Genomic DNA, 15,118 nt, shown 5'->3' on the forward strand with positions numbered 1-15,118 from the left:
ACATGATCGAGAGCATCGAAAGCACCGCACCCGGCTGGATCACCGACCTCATGGACACGCTCGGCGCGCCCGGCGCGGCTGTGGCCATCGCCGCAGAAAACCTCTTCCCGCCGCTGCCGAGCGAGGTGATCCTGCCGCTGGCGGGCTTCGCCTCCGCCCGCGGCAGCATGCCTCTGGTATCCGCGCTCGCGTGGACCACACTCGGCTCCGTGACCGGCGCCCTGGCGCTGTACGGCGCGGGCGCGTTGCTCGGGCGCGAACGTACGCTCGCGATCGCGTCGAAGCTGCCGCTGGTCAAGGCCCCGGACATCGAGAAGACGGAACGCTGGTTCCGGCGGCACGGGACGAAGGCGGTGTTCTTCGGCCGGATGATTCCCCTCTTCCGCAGCTTCGTCTCCATACCCGCCGGAATCGAGCGCATGCCGATACCGGTCTTTCTCGCCCTGACCACACTCGGCAGCCTCATCTGGAACGCGATCTTCGTCTTCGCGGGCTATCTGCTCGGCGACAACTGGGAGGAGGTGACGGGGTATGTGGACGTCTATTCGAAGGTGGTCCTTGTGTCAACTGCGCTGGCGGTGGCGGTCTTTGTCGCTCTCCGGGTCAGCCGGCGTGGCTCGGGGGCACGGCGCCGCGGATGAAGGCCCGCACGATTTCCTCGCCCGCGGCGACACCCCGCTCGTCGAGCGCGGTGACGTGGGACGCCTGCCAGCCGGAGTCCGCCAGCTCGCCGTGTCCGGGCCGCCATCCGCGGTTCGCGGCCATGAGCAGATCGGCGTCGAGGAGGGAATCACCGGCCGCGAGGATCTCGGACGCCCCGGTGCGGCGCGCCACCTCCGCCACGGCCGCACTCTTCGTCAGCGGCTGCGGCACGGCATAGATCTTGCGGCCCTGCAGCGAGACGGTCCAGCCGCGCTCGTGCGCCCAGCCGGTGAGGTCCTGCACCCAGGTGTCCGGCAGCAGCGGTCGCTCCACGACGAGATAGGCGAAGAGGTCCTCCGCGACCCGCTCCTTGAGCAGCCAGGCCGGGTCGGCGGCACGGACGAGGTGAGCGCGGACCTCGTCCAGGGGCGCGCACTGCGCGGCGAGCCGCTCGGCGACGGTGCGCTGCCAGTCCGGGTCCGGCTCTCCGCGGACGAGCAGCTGGCCACCGTTGGCGCAGATGGCGAACTCCGGTGCCGGTCCGGGGAGATGAATGCGGTGGTACTGCTCGCGGGTGCGGGTGGTGGCCGGCACGAAGGTGGTCTTGCCGGCCAGTTCGGCGAGCAGGCCGGCGGCCGTCTCCGTCATGTAGGAGAGCGGCTTGCGCTCGTAGGTCTCCACGCACAGGAGCCGGGGCGCCTCGGCGTCGGGCATGGCGAGGCCCAGGGCCGCCGCCGAATAGATCAGGGTGCGGTCGAGGTCGCTGGCGACCAAAAGAGGGGCAGCGCGCAGCGCTTCCGGGGAAGGGTGGTGGTGGGCGAGGGGCCGGCCGCTCATCAGAAGGCCACCGCCTTGCCGTCGGCACCCGTCGCCCCGCGAGTGAAGCGGGGGTGGATCAACCCCACACAGGTGTAGGGCAGTTCGTCGACCTCTTCGACGGGCACGCCCCGTTGTTCCGCCAGGAGGCGCACATGATCGAGGTCGGTACCGGCCCCCCGCCGGGCCAGGATCTTCCAGGGGACCCGCCGCAGCAGTACCCGGGTGGTCTCCCCGACACCGGGCTTCACGAGGTTCACATCGTGGATGCCGTACTCCTCGCTGATCCGCTCGACGGCCGCCCAGCCTTCCCAGGTGGGGGCCCGGTCGGCGGTGCCCAGGGCCTTCACCTCGTCGGCGACGTCCGCGGCGACCTCGTCGAAGCGCGCGCTGATCGCGTCGAGGAAGGCACGCGACAGATCGGTGGGGGCCAGCTCGCGGTAGAACTTCGCGCCGTGGAAGTCGTCCGGGCCCACGAGGTCGTCGCGCAGGACGGTGCGCGATATCAGGCCGGAGACGGTGGAGTTGAGGCAGGCGGACGGAATGAGGAAGTCGTCGCGGGTGCCATAGGTCTCGACGCAGCCGCCGGGGTCGGCGAGCACGGCGATCCTCGGGTCGAAGCCCGGGAAGTCCTCCAGGGCCTGGGCGAGTTCGCGGGTGATGGCGCCCTTGCCGGTCCAGCCGTCCACGAAGACGACATCCGCCGGGTCGTGATGGGCGGCCAGCCACCGGAGCGCCGTGGTGTCGATGCCCCGGCCGCGGACGATCGAGACCGCGTAGTGCGGCAGCTCCAGACCGTGCGCATGCTGCACCCAGCGGCGCATCAGCACCCCGACGGGTGTGCCCGCCCGTGCCAGCGAGACCAGCACGGGGCGGGGACCGCGTTCGGCGAGCACGGACTCGGTGACGGTCCCGACCGCCCGCGCGATCCGGCTCGCGGAGGTCTCCAGCGCCTGGTGGAACAGCGCCTGGTACGCCTCGCTCGGCTGGTATTCGACGGGCAGCGACTCAGCGTAGTGGGCGCCGCCGCGCTGAATCGCCTCCTCGCGTTCCTCGGTCGGCGCTTCCAGGGTGACGTCGGAGAGATCCTGCAGCAGCCAGCCGACCTCGTCGGCGGTGTAGGAGGAGAAGGCGGGGCCGCGCAGCGGCTCGGGGAGGGGCATGGGTCCGGCCTGTGGTTGCGGGGCGTAGGAGGGGATGACGGCGAGCAGCAGGCGGTCGGTGTGCCGGGCGAGCCGGTTCAGCAGACCGTCGGCGGCGTGCAGTTCGGGGAGGTCGCCGTGCGAGTCCACGACGGCCACGATGGCGTCGAAGCGGCGTTCCGGGTCGGCGCCGGCCGCGACGTTGTAGGCGTACCGCTCCCCCGGCCCGTCGGCGGGATCGTCGTGGGCGGGGAAGGAGAGCCGGGTCCGGATCGCGTAACCGGGGTCGTCGACGGCGAGCACCGGCGACCGGGTGGTGGTGGAGAAGAAGGCACCCGCACCTCCGGCCGGCGCGGACAGCTGACCGCCCCCTGGCGCGAAGGCAGCGTCCCGTGGTGCCGGAGATCCCCCGGGAGATCCGTCCCCCGCTCCGATGCCGTCGTGGGCCGGCCTCGTCTCGGCACCGCCCTCTTCCCGGGCGACAAGAGCGTCCAGGGCCTCCGCTATCCGCAGCGGCGCGTACATCAACTCCTCGTTGCCGAGGACGAGAACGCGGCGGGCACCGTCCAGGCGCTGCGCGAGACGGGCCGCCATGCCCGGCAGCCCGGCTTCCAGCCGCTCCCGGTGCGCCGGGGTGAAGCCGTGGCGGCCGCCGTCCGGCAGGCCAGCGGGCCAGCCGAGGTCGACCCGTATGACGTCCGCGCCGTCACCGCCGGGCACCGGGGCGGCCCCCGGTACCTGTGCCGCGGTGGCCTCCTGTGCGGCGACGAGTTCCTGGCCGCGGGTCAGCACGTCCTCGGGCAGGCGTACGCCGCCCGCGGCCAGCGCGACGAGGTCGATGCGGGCGCCCAGTTCCGCCGCGAACTTCTCCAGACGGCTGCGGTCAGCGTCGGAGCGCATATCGACCAGGGCGACGACCACGTACCGCTCGCGCGGGAAGCGCGCATGCAGCGCCTTGATGGTGTTCAGGACGGTCCTGCCGGTGGAGAACTCGTCATCGACGAGCACCAGCGGTCCGTCTCCGGCGAGCAGTTCCCGGTCCTCGGGGAGCAGCAGGTGGGAGGTGGCGTGGCTGTGCTCCTCCTCGAACCCGCCCACCTGCGCCACGCCCGCGACGGGACGGCGGGTGGAGTGCAGATACGGCGCGAGGGCGAGTCCGTCGGCCACCGAATGCCCCAGGCCGGTGGCGGTCTCGGCGTACCCCAGGACGACGGACCGGGCAGCGGCCTCGTCACCCAGCAGCTCCCGCACCCGGCGCCCCAGCCCGAGGCCGGCGCCATGGACCACGCCCGGTCGCTGCGGCACATGCTTGCCGAGCACGTTCGACACGAGCAGATGGGCCCGCTTGGGATTGCGCCGCAGCGCCAGCCCGAGCAGTTCCGGCAGCTCGTCCCCGCCGCTCAGCGAGACCCCGAGCCGGCCGGCGACCCATTCCCCTGTCCAGACCACGCGTTCCGTCTCCTCCGTCGTACCGTCCATACCGATCACCGCAGATCAGGTCTGCGGCACGCTCGCTGTCAGCAGCTCCACGAATCCGACGCCCTCCCGGGCGACCCCGAAGGCCTCGGCCCGCAGCAGGGTCCGCTCGGCCCAGGCGCGATGCGGCTTCACCTCGTTCATCTTGTTCGTGTACGAGGAGCGCAGCACACCGCCGTCGCCCTGCTCGGGACGCAGGATGTCGATCGCGTCGCTGAACTCCTCGTGGCTGACGACCGAGAGGGCGTGCACCGGCGCGACGTGCGAGGGGTGGATGCAGGTCTTGCCCTGGAGGCCGTTGGCGCGGTCGAGTTCGATCTCGCGCAGCAGGCCGTCCATGTCGTGCTCGATCAGGGCCGTCCGCAGGTCCTCGGCGCGTCCGAGGAACGGGCTGCGCCGCAGCTGCGGCTTGAACATCCGCTCGTGCTGCCGGAAGTACTCCCACACCGGCCCGGTGACGGTGAAGCCCGTGCCGTCGGCCCGGCCGAGCACATTCACCACGTCGGCGATCACGGAGGCGACGATCTGGACGTCGTAAGCCGTCATATCGGGCGGTCTGCGCAGTCCATAGGCGGAGCAGAAGTCCGTGACGCCGAGCCGCAGGGCCAGCACCCGGTCCCGGTATTTGTCGACGGTCCTGGCGATGCCCTGCAGGGTCTCGGCGCGGCTCTCCAGATGCAGCAGCTCGGGGGACTCCAGCACCGGCATCGCGAAGAGCCGGCGCGAGCAGACGGACTCGGCCGTCGTCAGCGCCTCAAGGAACGGGATGCCACGCTCCTCGGCGAATTTCGGAAGTACAAATCCAGACAGTCTGTGGACGGCGGAGCCCATCCGGCGCACCAGGTCCGGAATCTGACCGGGGGCGCGGACGCGGACGAACAGCAGCGGGAGAACAGTTCCGGCGGCCGCCGCCTCGTCGAGGAGGCCGAGCTGCCGCACGAGATTCTCCTCGCCGGCCTCGACATCCGCGTCCCCTATGGAGTCCTCCAGACAGAGCACCATGGACATCACGCCACGCCCGGCCTGTTTGATCACGTCGGCGGCGAGGCGCGGGCGGGTGGCGGGGCTGTAGAGGGTGGCACCCAGAGCGACCGCGAGCGTGCGCGCCGGAGAATCGGCGGTGAACTCCACCGGCTCCTGATGGAACAGCGTCCTCCGGATATCGGGCGCAAGATGCCCAAAATGCCGCATATATCCCCCCGTCTACCTGCGGGTCTCGGGCACCCCCGCTGCGCCTCGCTGTCTCGATCCAGCCGGTAATCGTACGTGCGCGGGGGTGTGGTTAGTTCCCGCGTGCATGAAAATCACGTAACCCCCACGAGTCACCCAGGAGTCCCCGGAAAGCCCGCTGCACCCCACCGGGCCCCCGCGTTGTCCCTGCGACCTCAGGGAAGGCAGGATTACGGCATGACGCACGCGATGCCGAAAGGGTCGAACGTACCCCTCGATGCCACGGCTGTCCGGGCCGTCCTGCGCTGGACGGCCGGCACAGGTGTTCCCGATGTCGACGCCTCGGCCCTGCTGGTGGGGCCCGACGGAAGCGTGCGCTCCGACGAGGACTTCGTCTTCTACAACCAACCACGCCACCCCAGCGGCCTGGTACGGCATCTCCCCAAGAGCCAGGCCGGCGACCAGCTGACCGACACCATCGAGGCGGATCTGGCGGCGCTGGAGCCGTCGGTGGACCGGGTCGTGCTGGCCGCGTCCTCGGACGGCGGCGCGTTCGCGGGCGTCACGGATCTGCAGGTCCGGCTGTACGACGCGGCGGCGAGCGACGGTGAGCCGCTCGCGGTCTTCGACGTGGTGCCGGAGACGGGCGATGAGACGGCCCTGATCTGCGGGGAGTTGTACCGCCGCGCGGAGTCCTGGAAGTTCCGTGCGCTGGGGCAGGGTTACGAGACCGGACTGGTCGGCCTGGCGACCGAGTTCGGGATCTCGGTGGACGAGAACGATCCGGACACCGCACAGGCCGACGCGTCGGCCACGGAGGCCACGGTGGCCTCGCCCGGCCCGGAGCCCGCGACGGCCAACGCCCCGTCCCCGCAGGCCGAGCCCGGCCCCGCCGGCTCCCCCGTGACCCCGCCGCCCAGCACCTGGCCGGAAGAGGCCTCGGGCCCGCCCTCCGCGGCCGACCCGCAGGCCTACCCGGCGTCGGACCCCGATGCCGTCACCCAGCACGTGGCCGACGCTCCGCCGGAGCAGGCCCCGCCCACGCCGCAGCCCGCCGCCGCGGCGGTTTCCGCGGCACCCCCGCCCACCAGCGGCGGCTACGGCTACCCGCAGAACGTTCCGCCACCGCCGGCCCAGCCCCCGGCCCAGCCCGCCTACGGCTACCCGGGACCGCCGTCCCAGTACCAGCCCCCGCAGCAGCCGGCCCCGTACGGCGCCCCGCAGTCCCAGCCGCACCCGGCCTCGACGTACGGCTATCCGGTGCAGCAGCCCTTCGTGCCGGACCCGTCCTTCGTCCTGCCGCCCCAGGGACCGCAGTTCCAGCGCCGGTAACGGACCACCGGCGGGTGCCCTGACCACCACGGCACAGCCCCGCGGCGCCCACCCCGTACCACGCCGGGTGGTGCGCCGCACCGGGCGGCTCACACCTTGGACTTGTAGCCCCGCCCCCACTGGAGCCCCCAGCCGTACAGCCGGTCGAGCTCCGCCTGGAAGCCGTAGACGTACTTCACCTCGCGGCGCACCGTCAGCTCGCCCTTGACGTTCTCGAGCATGAAGACGGCGCAGGAGCGCGCCTGTGGCGCCCGCTCGTCCAGCTTGACCTCCACCCGCGGTCCGCTGCTCGGGTAGAGCGTCACGACCGCATGCGTACGGTCGAAGGCCGGCGTCCCGTCGTAGATGTAGACGAAGATCAGCATGCGCTTGATCTCGTCGCGGTGGTCCAGGTTGATGTAGAGCGTCTCGCCGGACCCCGAACCGAAGCGGTCGTCACCGCTGAGCTTGACGAAGGGCGGCCCGTTGAGGTCGCCCAGGAAGTTGCCCAGCGGCTGCGCCACGCCCCGGGTGCCGTCCTTGAGCTCGTACAGACAGGCCAGGTCCAGGTCGACGTTGACCACGGCCGGCCCCTGCGCCTGTACGACTTCGGGCTTGAACAGCTTGCCCGGATGCCGCAGCAGGCTGCCCTTGCCCCCGCTCCGCTCATGCAGGTCCGACGTCCTCATCTGCCAGTGCAGATTGACCCGCAGATGCCCGGTGGCGGCCCCCTGCTTGGTCAGTGAGACGACCGGATTCCGCTTCGTCAGCTCGACGACGTACGACGCGCCTCCGCTGTCGAAGTCCATCTTCTGCGCGCCACCGCGCCACAGGTTCCCCAGGAACGACACCTTGCCCACCCCATCGCTCGGCCCCAACTACCAACGGGGCGGCCCGAGGTCCGCACCTCAGGCCGCCCCGCAGAGAGCGTTCCTCAATCAGCGTCGCGTCACACTCCGGACGCGACTTCCGCCTTGTCGTCCGAGGTGGCCCCGGGCCTGCCCTCGCGCCGGTTCCGGATCACGGAGGAGGCGAACGAGAGGGCGATCAGCACGATGCCGACCAGGCCGGTGATGACCTCGTTGATCTCGTACTTGATCGTGATCAGCAGGATGACGGCCAGCGCGCCGATCGCGTAGTGGGCGCCGTGCTCCAGGTAGACGTAGTCGTCCAGGGTCCCCTTGCGGACCAGGAAGACCGTCAGCGACCGGATGTACATCGCGCCGATGCCCAGGCCCAGCGCCATCATGAAGATGTCGTTGGTGATCGCGAAGGCACCGATGACGCCGTCGAAGGAGAAGGACGCGTCGATGACCTCGAGGTAGAGGAACATGAAGAACGCGGCCTTGCCGGCCAGGCCCACGGCCGAGCCGTTGCCCTTCGTGGCGGGCGCCGCAGCGGCCTCGCCGTCCTCCGCGTCGTCCTCTTCGTCCTCGTCCTCCAGCTTGCCTTCGAAGTAGCCGGAGATACCGCCGACGACGAGGTAGGTGATGAGGCCCGCGACGCCGGACAGCAGCACCGTGGCGCTCTTGTCACCGCCGCCGTGCCCGACGCTGGTGGCCACCGTCATCGCGGTCACCAGCAGGACGGCCAGCGCGATGATGATCGACAGGGTGTCCAGCTTGCCCATCTTGGCCATGGGCTTTTCGATCCAGGACAGCCACTTGTAATCGCGCTCCTCGAATATGAAGTCGAGGAAGATCATCAGCAGGAAGATCCCGCCGAAGGCCGCGATGGCCGGATGGGCGCTGGTGACCAGTTCCTGGTATTGCGCCTTGTCATTGATGGCGAGGCTGACCGCCTCGATCGGCCCCAGCTTCGCGGTGATCGCGACAATGACGACCGGGAACACCAGCCGCATGCCGAACACGGCGATGAGGATGCCGAGGGTGAGGAAGATCTTCTGCCAGAAGGCGTTCATCTTGCGCAGGATGCCCGCGTTGATGACGGCGTTGTCGAACGAGACGGAGATCTCCAGGACGGACAGGATTCCGACAATCGCCAGCCCCTGCCACCCCCAGAGCACGCCCGCCAAGGCGAGGCCGAGCGCCGTGACGGCGAACGACCAGCCAAAGGTTTTCAGGAGCACTGCCTACCCAATCCCTCGCTGTGTGGGTCCCCCGCGCGCAGCGCGCGGCGCTTTACGAAACGTTGACCCCGAAGTCTAGAGCGATGCCCCGGAGACCCGACGCGTACCCCTGCCCTACTGCCCGGAACTTCCATTCGCCCTTGTAGCGATACACCTCGCCGAAGATCATCGCGGTTTCGCCGGAGGCGTCCTCGCTGAGGTCGTAGCGGGCGAGCTCGCTGCCGTCGGCCTGGTTGACGATGCGGATAAAGGCATTGCTGACCTGGCCGAAGCTCTGGCCACGCAGATCGGCGTCATGAATGGAGACCGGAAAAACGATCTTGTCGACCTGCTCGGGCACCTGGGAAAGATCGACCAGAATCGACTCGTCGTCGCCCTCACCCTCGCCGGTGAGGTTGTCCCCGGTGTGCTCGACGGAGCCCTCCGGGCTCTTGAGGTTGTTGTAGAAGACGAAGTACTCGTCCCCCAGCACCCGACCCGACTGGCACAGCAGTGCGCTGGCGTCCAGGTCGAACGGCGCGCCGGTCGTGGACCGCGCGTCCCAGCCGAGGCCCACCATGATCTGTGTCAGATTCGGAGCGGCCTTGGACAGGGAGACATTGCCCCCCTTGGCAAGCGTGACGCTCATCGTTCGCTTCCTCCCCGGTGTCGGTGCGGACCCGCCCGGCCCGCCCCCTCGTTCACGCGCGTCCGGCGCCGCACTCCCCGGGCAGGGACGTACGGCGCCGGACGCGGTCGTTCTGGGCTCGGGCGGCCGCCGCTATGGCGCCGCCCGGCCGGTTGCCGACGATCGGACCTCGAATCCGGCCGGTCAGACGTTGACGCCGAAGTCCTGCGCGATGCCGCGCAGGCCGGAGGCGTAGCCCTGGCCGATGGCCCGGAACTTCCACTCCGCGCCGTTGCGGTACAGCTCGCCGAAGACCATGGCGGTCTCGGTCGAGGCGTCCTCGCTCAGGTCGTAGCGCGCCAGCTCATTGTTGTCGGCCTGGTTGACCACCCGGATGAAGGCGTTGCGGACCTGGCCGAAGCTCTGCTGGCGGGTCTCGGCGTCATAGATCGACACCGGGAAGACGATCTTGGAGACATCGGCCGGCACGGAGGCCAGGTTCACCTTGATCTGCTCGTCGTCGCCCTCGCCCTCACCGGTGATGTTGTCACCGGTGTGCTCGACCGAACCGTCCGGGCTCTTCAGGTTGTTGAAGAACACGAAGTTCTGGTCGTTGCCCACCTTGCCCTGGTCGTTCGTCAGCAGGGCGCTGGCGTCCAGGTCGAAGTCCGTACCGGTGGTGGTACGCGCGTCCCAGCCCAGACCGACGATGACGGCGGTCAGATTGGGGGCTTCCTTCGTCAGCGAGACGTTGCCGCCCTTGCTGAGGCTGACTCCCACGAGTCCTCCCATAGATTCGAGGGGTACCTGCGCCCCCATCGTGCATGGCATCGGATCAACGAATTGATCCTAGTGACCGGTTCCCACCGATTGCAGATATCGCACCTGGATCATGCGGATGTCGGCCCGGTGGGCGCAGCGGTACCCGGGAGTGCGCCGGCTCAGAGGGTGCCGAGCGCCTTGAGGTAGTCGTTCAGGTCGCGGGCGTCGGGCAGGCCGTTGACGACCGTCCAGCGCACCACGCCCTCCTTGTCGATGACGAACGTGCCGCGCACCGCGCAGCCCTTCTCCTCGTCGAAGACGCCGTACGCCCGCGAGGCCTCGCCGTGCGGCCAGAAGTCGGACAGCAGCGGGTACTCCAGGCCCTCCTGCTCGGCGAAGACGCGCAGCGAGAACGGGGAGTCGTTGGAGACGGCCAGCAGCTGGACGTCGTCGTTGACGAACTTCGGCAGCTCGTCACGGAGCGCGCAGAGCTCGCCGGTGCACACCCCGGTGAAGGCGAAGGGGTAGAAGAGGAGGACGACGGCCTTCTCGCCGCGGAAGTCGGAGAGCTTGACCAGTTCGCCGTGCTGGTTCTTCAGCTCGAAATCCGGAGCCTTCGTGCCGACCTCGATCGCCATGGGGTGCTTCCCTTCCGCTCACTCTCAACAGGACGCGACCAACCCTACGCGCCGGGGTGCACCTCCGGGGAACCCGTCCTGAACAGGGCCGAGCCCCCTCCGGAACAGGCGGAGGGGGCTCGGTGGCGAACGTCGGGTCGGTGTGGCTCAGCGCTTGCCGGACTTGGGGGTGACCAGGCGGCTGCCGGTCCAGTCCTTGGCCGCGTTGATGCTCTTGGTCTGGGACAGACCCGCGGTCTGCGCGGCCTCATTGATGTCGCTCGGCTCGACGTAGCCCTCACGGCCGGTCTTCGGGGTCAGCAGCCAGATCTGCCCGCCCTCGTCGATCAGGCCGATGGCGTCCACCAGCGCGTCCGTGAGGTCGCCGTCCTCGTCGCGGAACCACAGCACCACGACGTCACTGACGTCGTCGTAGTCCTCGTCGACGAGATCCTGGCCGATCACGGTCTCAATGCCTTCGCGGAGATCCTGATCGACGTCGTCGTCGTAACCGATCTCCTGGACCACCTGTCCGGGCTCGAACCCCAGCCTGGCGGCAGGGTTGGTCCGCTCCTCCGCGTGGTCCGCGGTCGCGCTCACGGATTGCCTCCTGTCATGTTTCGGAAATGCTCGGGGACCCCGCGCGTGCGCGGAGCATTGGGCGTAGTCCACACGGGCCGGGCGGATCGCGCAAGTACCCGGCGGTCCAGACCGCCGAAACGGTGACGTTTGGCGGCGTCTCGCCGCAACCGCGACCCCGCCGGGACAGGCTGAAGTGATTCACGACACAGCTTTCTGCAGGGTTTATCGGTCATCTGCGCACGACTGGTCCCTTCGGGGGGCGGCCGTGGCTCGCGGACCTGATTTCGGGGTCCGTACGTCCGTACGCGAAGCACTTTCGACATGGGCGTATGGTTGCGATTTGGCCGACGCGAGAAATCGGCCTTTTCAGCGCCATCTCTCTACGGACGGGTTACCCATCAGTAGAGGTGACGTATCCCTGTGGCTCGGTACACGATGGAAGACGGCGCGACACCAAGGCAGAGACAGCATTCGTCCCGTGCGCAGCAGCAATCCCTTGCAGGGCACGACACGAACCGAACACGAAGGAACAGCGTGGCTTCCGGATCAGATCGAAACCCGATCATCATTGGCGGCCTTCCCAGCCAGGTCCCGGACTTCGATCCCGAAGAGACCCAGGAATGGCTCGACTCGCTCGACGCGGCCGTCGACGAGCGCGGCCGGGAACGTGCCCGCTACCTCATGCTCCGCCTGATCGAGCGCGCCCGCGAGAAGCGTGTGGCCGTGCCCGAGATGCGCAGCACGGACTACGTCAACACCATCGCGACCAAGGACGAGCCGTTCTTCCCGGGCAACGAGGAGATCGAGCGCAAGGTCCTGAACGCGACCCGGTGGAACGCCGCCGTGATGGTCTCGCGGGCACAGCGTCCGGGCATCGGCGTCGGCGGGCACATCGCCACCTTCGCCTCCTCCGCCTCCCTCTACGACGTGGGCTTCAACCACTTCTTCCGGGGCAAGGACGAGGGCGACGGCGGCGACCAGATCTTCTTCCAGGGCCACGCCTCTCCCGGTGTCTACGCCCGCGCCTACCTCCTGGACCGGCTGAGCGAGAACCAGCTCGACGCCTTCCGCCAGGAGAAGTCCAAGGCCCCCAACGGTCTGTCCAGCTACCCGCACCCGCGGCTGATGCCGGACTTCTGGGAGTTCCCGACCGTCTCGATGGGTCTCGGCCCGCTCGGCGCGATCTACCAGGCGCGGATGAACCGCTACATGGAGGCGCGCGGTATCGCCGACACCTCCAAGTCGCACGTCTGGGCGTACCTCGGCGACGGTGAGATGGACGAGCCCGAGTCGCTCGGCCAGCTGTCCATCGCCGCGCGCGAGGGCCTGGACAACCTGACCTTCGTCGTGAACTGCAACCTGCAGCGCCTCGACGGCCCGGTCCGCGGCAACGGCAAGATCATGCAGGAGCTGGAGTCGCAGTTCCGCGGCGCCGGCTGGAACGTCATCAAGCTCGTGTGGGACCGCAGCTGGGACCCGCTGCTCGCGCAGGACCGCGACGGCATCCTGGTCAACAAGCTCAACACCACCCCCGACGGCCAGTTCCAGACGTACGCCACCGAGACCGGTGCGTACATCCGTGACCACTTCTTCGGTGACGACCAGCGCCTGCGCGCGATGGTCGAGGGCATGACCGACGACCAGATCCTGCACCTGGGACGCGGCGGTCACGACCACAAGAAGATCTACGCGGCGTACGCGGCGGCCAAGGCGCACAAGGGCCAGCCGACGGTGATCCTCGCCCAGACCGTCAAGGGCTGGACGCTCGGTCCGAACTTCGAGGGCCGCAACGCGACCCACCAGATGAAGAAGCTGACGGTCGAGGACCTCAAGGGCTTCCGTGACCGGCTGCACCTGCCGATCCCGGACAAGGACCTGGAGGACGGCGTACCGCCCTACTACCACCCGGGCCGGAACTCCGAAGAGATCCAGTACATGCACGACCGCCGCAAGGGCCTGGGCGGTTATGTGCCCACCCGTGTCGTGCGTGCCGAGCCGCTGAAGCTGCCGGACGACAAGGCCTACGCGGGCGCCAAGAAGGGCTCGGGACAGCAGAAGATCGCCACGACCATGGCGTTCGTCCGCATCCTGAAGGACCTCATGCGGGACAAGGAGATCGGCAAGCGCTTCGTGCCGATCGCGCCCGACGAGTACCGCACCTTCGGCATGGACGCGTTCTTCCCGTCGGCCAAGATCTACAACCCGCTGGGCCAGCAGTACGAGTCGGTCGACCGCGAACTGCTCCTGGCCTACAAGGAGTCGCCGACCGGCCAGATGCTGCACGACGGCATCACCGAGGCGGGCTGCACGGCCTCGCTGATCGCGGCGGGTTCCGCCTATGCGACGCACGGCGAGCCGCTGATCCCGGTCTACGTCTTCTACTCGATGTTCGGGTTCCAGCGCACCGGTGACCAGTTCTGGCAGATGGCCGACCAGCTCTCCCGCGGCTTCGTGCTCGGCGCCACCGCCGGCCGCACCACCCTGACCGGTGAGGGTCTGCAGCACGCGGACGGCCACTCGCAGCTGCTCGCCTCGACCAACCCGGCCTGTGTCTCCTACGACCCGGCCTACGGCTACGAGATCGCGCACATCGTCAAGGACGGTCTGCGCCGGATGTACGGCGAGAACTCCGAGGACGTCTTCTACTACCTCACCGTCTACAACGAGCCGATCCAGCACCCCGCGGAGCCGGCCGAGGCCGACGTCGAGGGCATCCTCAAGGGTCTGCACCGGGTCAGGCCCGGCGAGAAGGGCGAGCACAGCGCCCAGATCCTCGCCTCGGGTGTCGCGGTGCCGTGGGCGATCGAGGCCCAGCAGATCCTCGCGGACGAGTGGAACGTCAAGGCCGATGTCTGGTCGGCGACGTCCTGGAACGAGCTGCGCCGCGACGCGGTGGACGCCGAGGAGCACAACCTGCTCCACCCGGAGGAGGAGCAGCGCGTCCCGTACGTGACGCAGAAGCTCCAGGGTGCCGAGGGCCCGAAGGTCGCGGTCTCGGACTGGATGCGGGCCGTTCCGGACCAGATCGCCCGCTGGGTTCCCGGCACGTACCAGTCGCTGGGTGCCGACGGCTTCGGCTTCGCGGACACCCGTGGCGCGGCCCGTCGCTTCTTCCACATCGACGCGCAGTCCATCGTCCTCGGCGTGCTCACCGAGCTCGCCAAGGAGGGCAAGGTCGACCGGTCGCTGCTGAAGCAGGCGATCGACCGCTACCAGCTCCTGGACGTGGCGGCCGCCGACGCGGGCGAGGCCGGCGGCGACGCCTGACCTCCCCGCGGCCTGCCGCCGCACCGCTTCCACCGCGCCCCCCGACCCGCGTCTCACGCCGGTCGGGGGGCGCGGTGCTGTGCGCCGGAGGCCATGGGCACGCGGCGGCGCGTCCGTGGGCGGCCGGTTCAGCGTTCCCACACCTTGAACGCCCGGACCCGGTACGGGGACCGGGGCACCCAGCTGCCGCCGCCCGGGTAGGTGTCGAACTCGGCGGTCTCGGCGCATTCCCCGCTCTGGTAGGTGGTGACCGGCCGGCCCGTGCGGTTGGCGAGGGCAGCGGCGCCGCTCCCCTTGGGCAGCGGGACACAGCTCTCGATGTCGGTGCCGGACAGTTCGTAGGTCCGCCGGACGCCGCCGAAGCCGGCCTTGGCCCAGAGGCAGAGCTGGCCCGCGTCGCAGGCTCCGGAGGCGGCGGTGCGGCCGCCGGCCGCGTGTGCTGCCGGGGTGCCGAGGGTGGGCGGGACGGCGAGGGCGGTGGTCAGGACGGCCAGGAGGCCGGTGAGGAGCACGGTGGTCCGGGATGTACGCAGGCGCATGGGAATCTCCCCCGTGGAGTACGACGCTGAGGTCCCGCCGCGTGCCGGTCGGCCGCGGCGGTTCGTCATCGAGCTTCGCGAGGGCGGTGCGCGGCTGC

Annotated in this window: 13 protein-coding genes; 3 read left to right on the forward strand and 10 right to left on the reverse strand. The window is 69.5% G+C overall.

What is annotated here, in order from left to right; all coding sequences use genetic code 11:
- Positions 1-2: 2 nt before the first annotated feature.
- Positions 3-641, forward strand: coding sequence for a DedA family protein (locus tag ACWC9R_RS01665; protein WP_450727967.1), 639 nt, complete (start codon positions 3-5; stop codon positions 639-641).
- Here ACWC9R_RS01665 and ACWC9R_RS01670 read toward each other — a convergent pair.
- From ACWC9R_RS01670 to ACWC9R_RS01680, 3 genes are read right to left on the reverse strand one after another with little or no spacing between them, the layout of a single operon-like run.
- Positions 604-1,479 (reverse strand): HAD family hydrolase, encoded by an 876-nt coding sequence (locus ACWC9R_RS01670; protein WP_450727969.1) that lies wholly within the window; start codon positions 1,477-1,479, stop codon positions 604-606. The two genes, ACWC9R_RS01665 and ACWC9R_RS01670, sit on opposite strands and share 38 nt — an antisense overlap.
- Complete coding sequence (locus ACWC9R_RS01675) at positions 1,479-4,079, reverse strand: phosphoribosyltransferase (protein WP_450727971.1); 2,601 nt, start codon at positions 4,077-4,079, stop codon at positions 1,479-1,481. The genes ACWC9R_RS01670 and ACWC9R_RS01675 overlap by 1 nt, the downstream gene beginning before the upstream one ends.
- A 15-nt stretch (positions 4,080-4,094) precedes the next feature.
- On the reverse strand, positions 4,095-5,267 hold the full coding sequence (locus tag ACWC9R_RS01680; protein WP_450727973.1) for an HpcH/HpaI aldolase/citrate lyase family protein: 1,173 nt from the start codon (positions 5,265-5,267) through the stop codon (positions 4,095-4,097).
- A 216-nt stretch (positions 5,268-5,483) separates the two neighbouring features.
- Between ACWC9R_RS01680 and ACWC9R_RS01685 the strand changes: the two genes are divergently transcribed.
- Positions 5,484-6,578 (forward strand): TerD family protein, encoded by a 1,095-nt coding sequence (locus ACWC9R_RS01685; protein WP_450727975.1) that lies wholly within the window; start codon positions 5,484-5,486, stop codon positions 6,576-6,578.
- Positions 6,579-6,667: 89 nt separating this feature from the next.
- Here the strand turns inward: ACWC9R_RS01685 and ACWC9R_RS01690 are convergent, their stop codons facing one another.
- From ACWC9R_RS01690 to ACWC9R_RS01715, 6 genes are all read right to left on the reverse strand, one after another.
- Complete coding sequence (locus ACWC9R_RS01690) at positions 6,668-7,408, reverse strand: TerD family protein (RefSeq protein WP_450727977.1); 741 nt, start codon at positions 7,406-7,408, stop codon at positions 6,668-6,670.
- 98 nt (positions 7,409-7,506) lie between these two features.
- Positions 7,507-8,646, reverse strand: a complete 1,140-nt coding sequence (locus tag ACWC9R_RS01695; RefSeq protein ID WP_450727979.1) for a DUF475 domain-containing protein — start codon at positions 8,644-8,646, stop codon at positions 7,507-7,509.
- 52 nt (positions 8,647-8,698) lie between these two features.
- Positions 8,699-9,274, reverse strand: coding sequence for a TerD family protein (locus tag ACWC9R_RS01700; RefSeq protein WP_450727981.1), 576 nt, complete (start codon positions 9,272-9,274; stop codon positions 8,699-8,701).
- Positions 9,275-9,457: 183 nt separating this feature from the next.
- Complete coding sequence (locus ACWC9R_RS01705) at positions 9,458-10,033, reverse strand: TerD family protein (RefSeq protein WP_362608456.1); 576 nt, start codon at positions 10,031-10,033, stop codon at positions 9,458-9,460.
- 161 nt (positions 10,034-10,194) lie between these two features.
- A complete protein-coding gene (locus tag ACWC9R_RS01710) occupies positions 10,195-10,653 on the reverse strand; it encodes a peroxiredoxin (protein ID WP_450727983.1) in 459 nt (152 codons plus the stop codon).
- Positions 10,654-10,800: 147 nt separating this feature from the next.
- The gene (locus tag ACWC9R_RS01715) at positions 10,801-11,232 is read right to left on the reverse strand and encodes a DUF3052 domain-containing protein (RefSeq protein WP_109889470.1); all 432 of its coding nucleotides are present in this window, start codon (positions 11,230-11,232) and stop codon (positions 10,801-10,803) included.
- Between the two features lie 516 nt (positions 11,233-11,748).
- Here ACWC9R_RS01715 and aceE point away from each other — a divergent pair.
- Positions 11,749-14,481, forward strand: coding sequence for a pyruvate dehydrogenase (acetyl-transferring), homodimeric type (gene aceE / locus ACWC9R_RS01720; RefSeq protein ID WP_450727986.1), 2,733 nt, complete (start codon positions 11,749-11,751; stop codon positions 14,479-14,481).
- Between the two features lie 128 nt (positions 14,482-14,609).
- On the opposite strand, the gene ACWC9R_RS01725 is transcribed toward aceE, so the two are convergent.
- The gene (locus ACWC9R_RS01725; RefSeq protein WP_450727988.1) at positions 14,610-15,020 is read right to left on the reverse strand and encodes a peptidase inhibitor family I36 protein; all 411 of its coding nucleotides are present in this window, start codon (positions 15,018-15,020) and stop codon (positions 14,610-14,612) included.
- Positions 15,021-15,118 lie beyond the last annotated feature (98 nt).

The sequence above is a fragment of the Streptomyces sp. NPDC001219 genome (assembly GCF_053597915.1).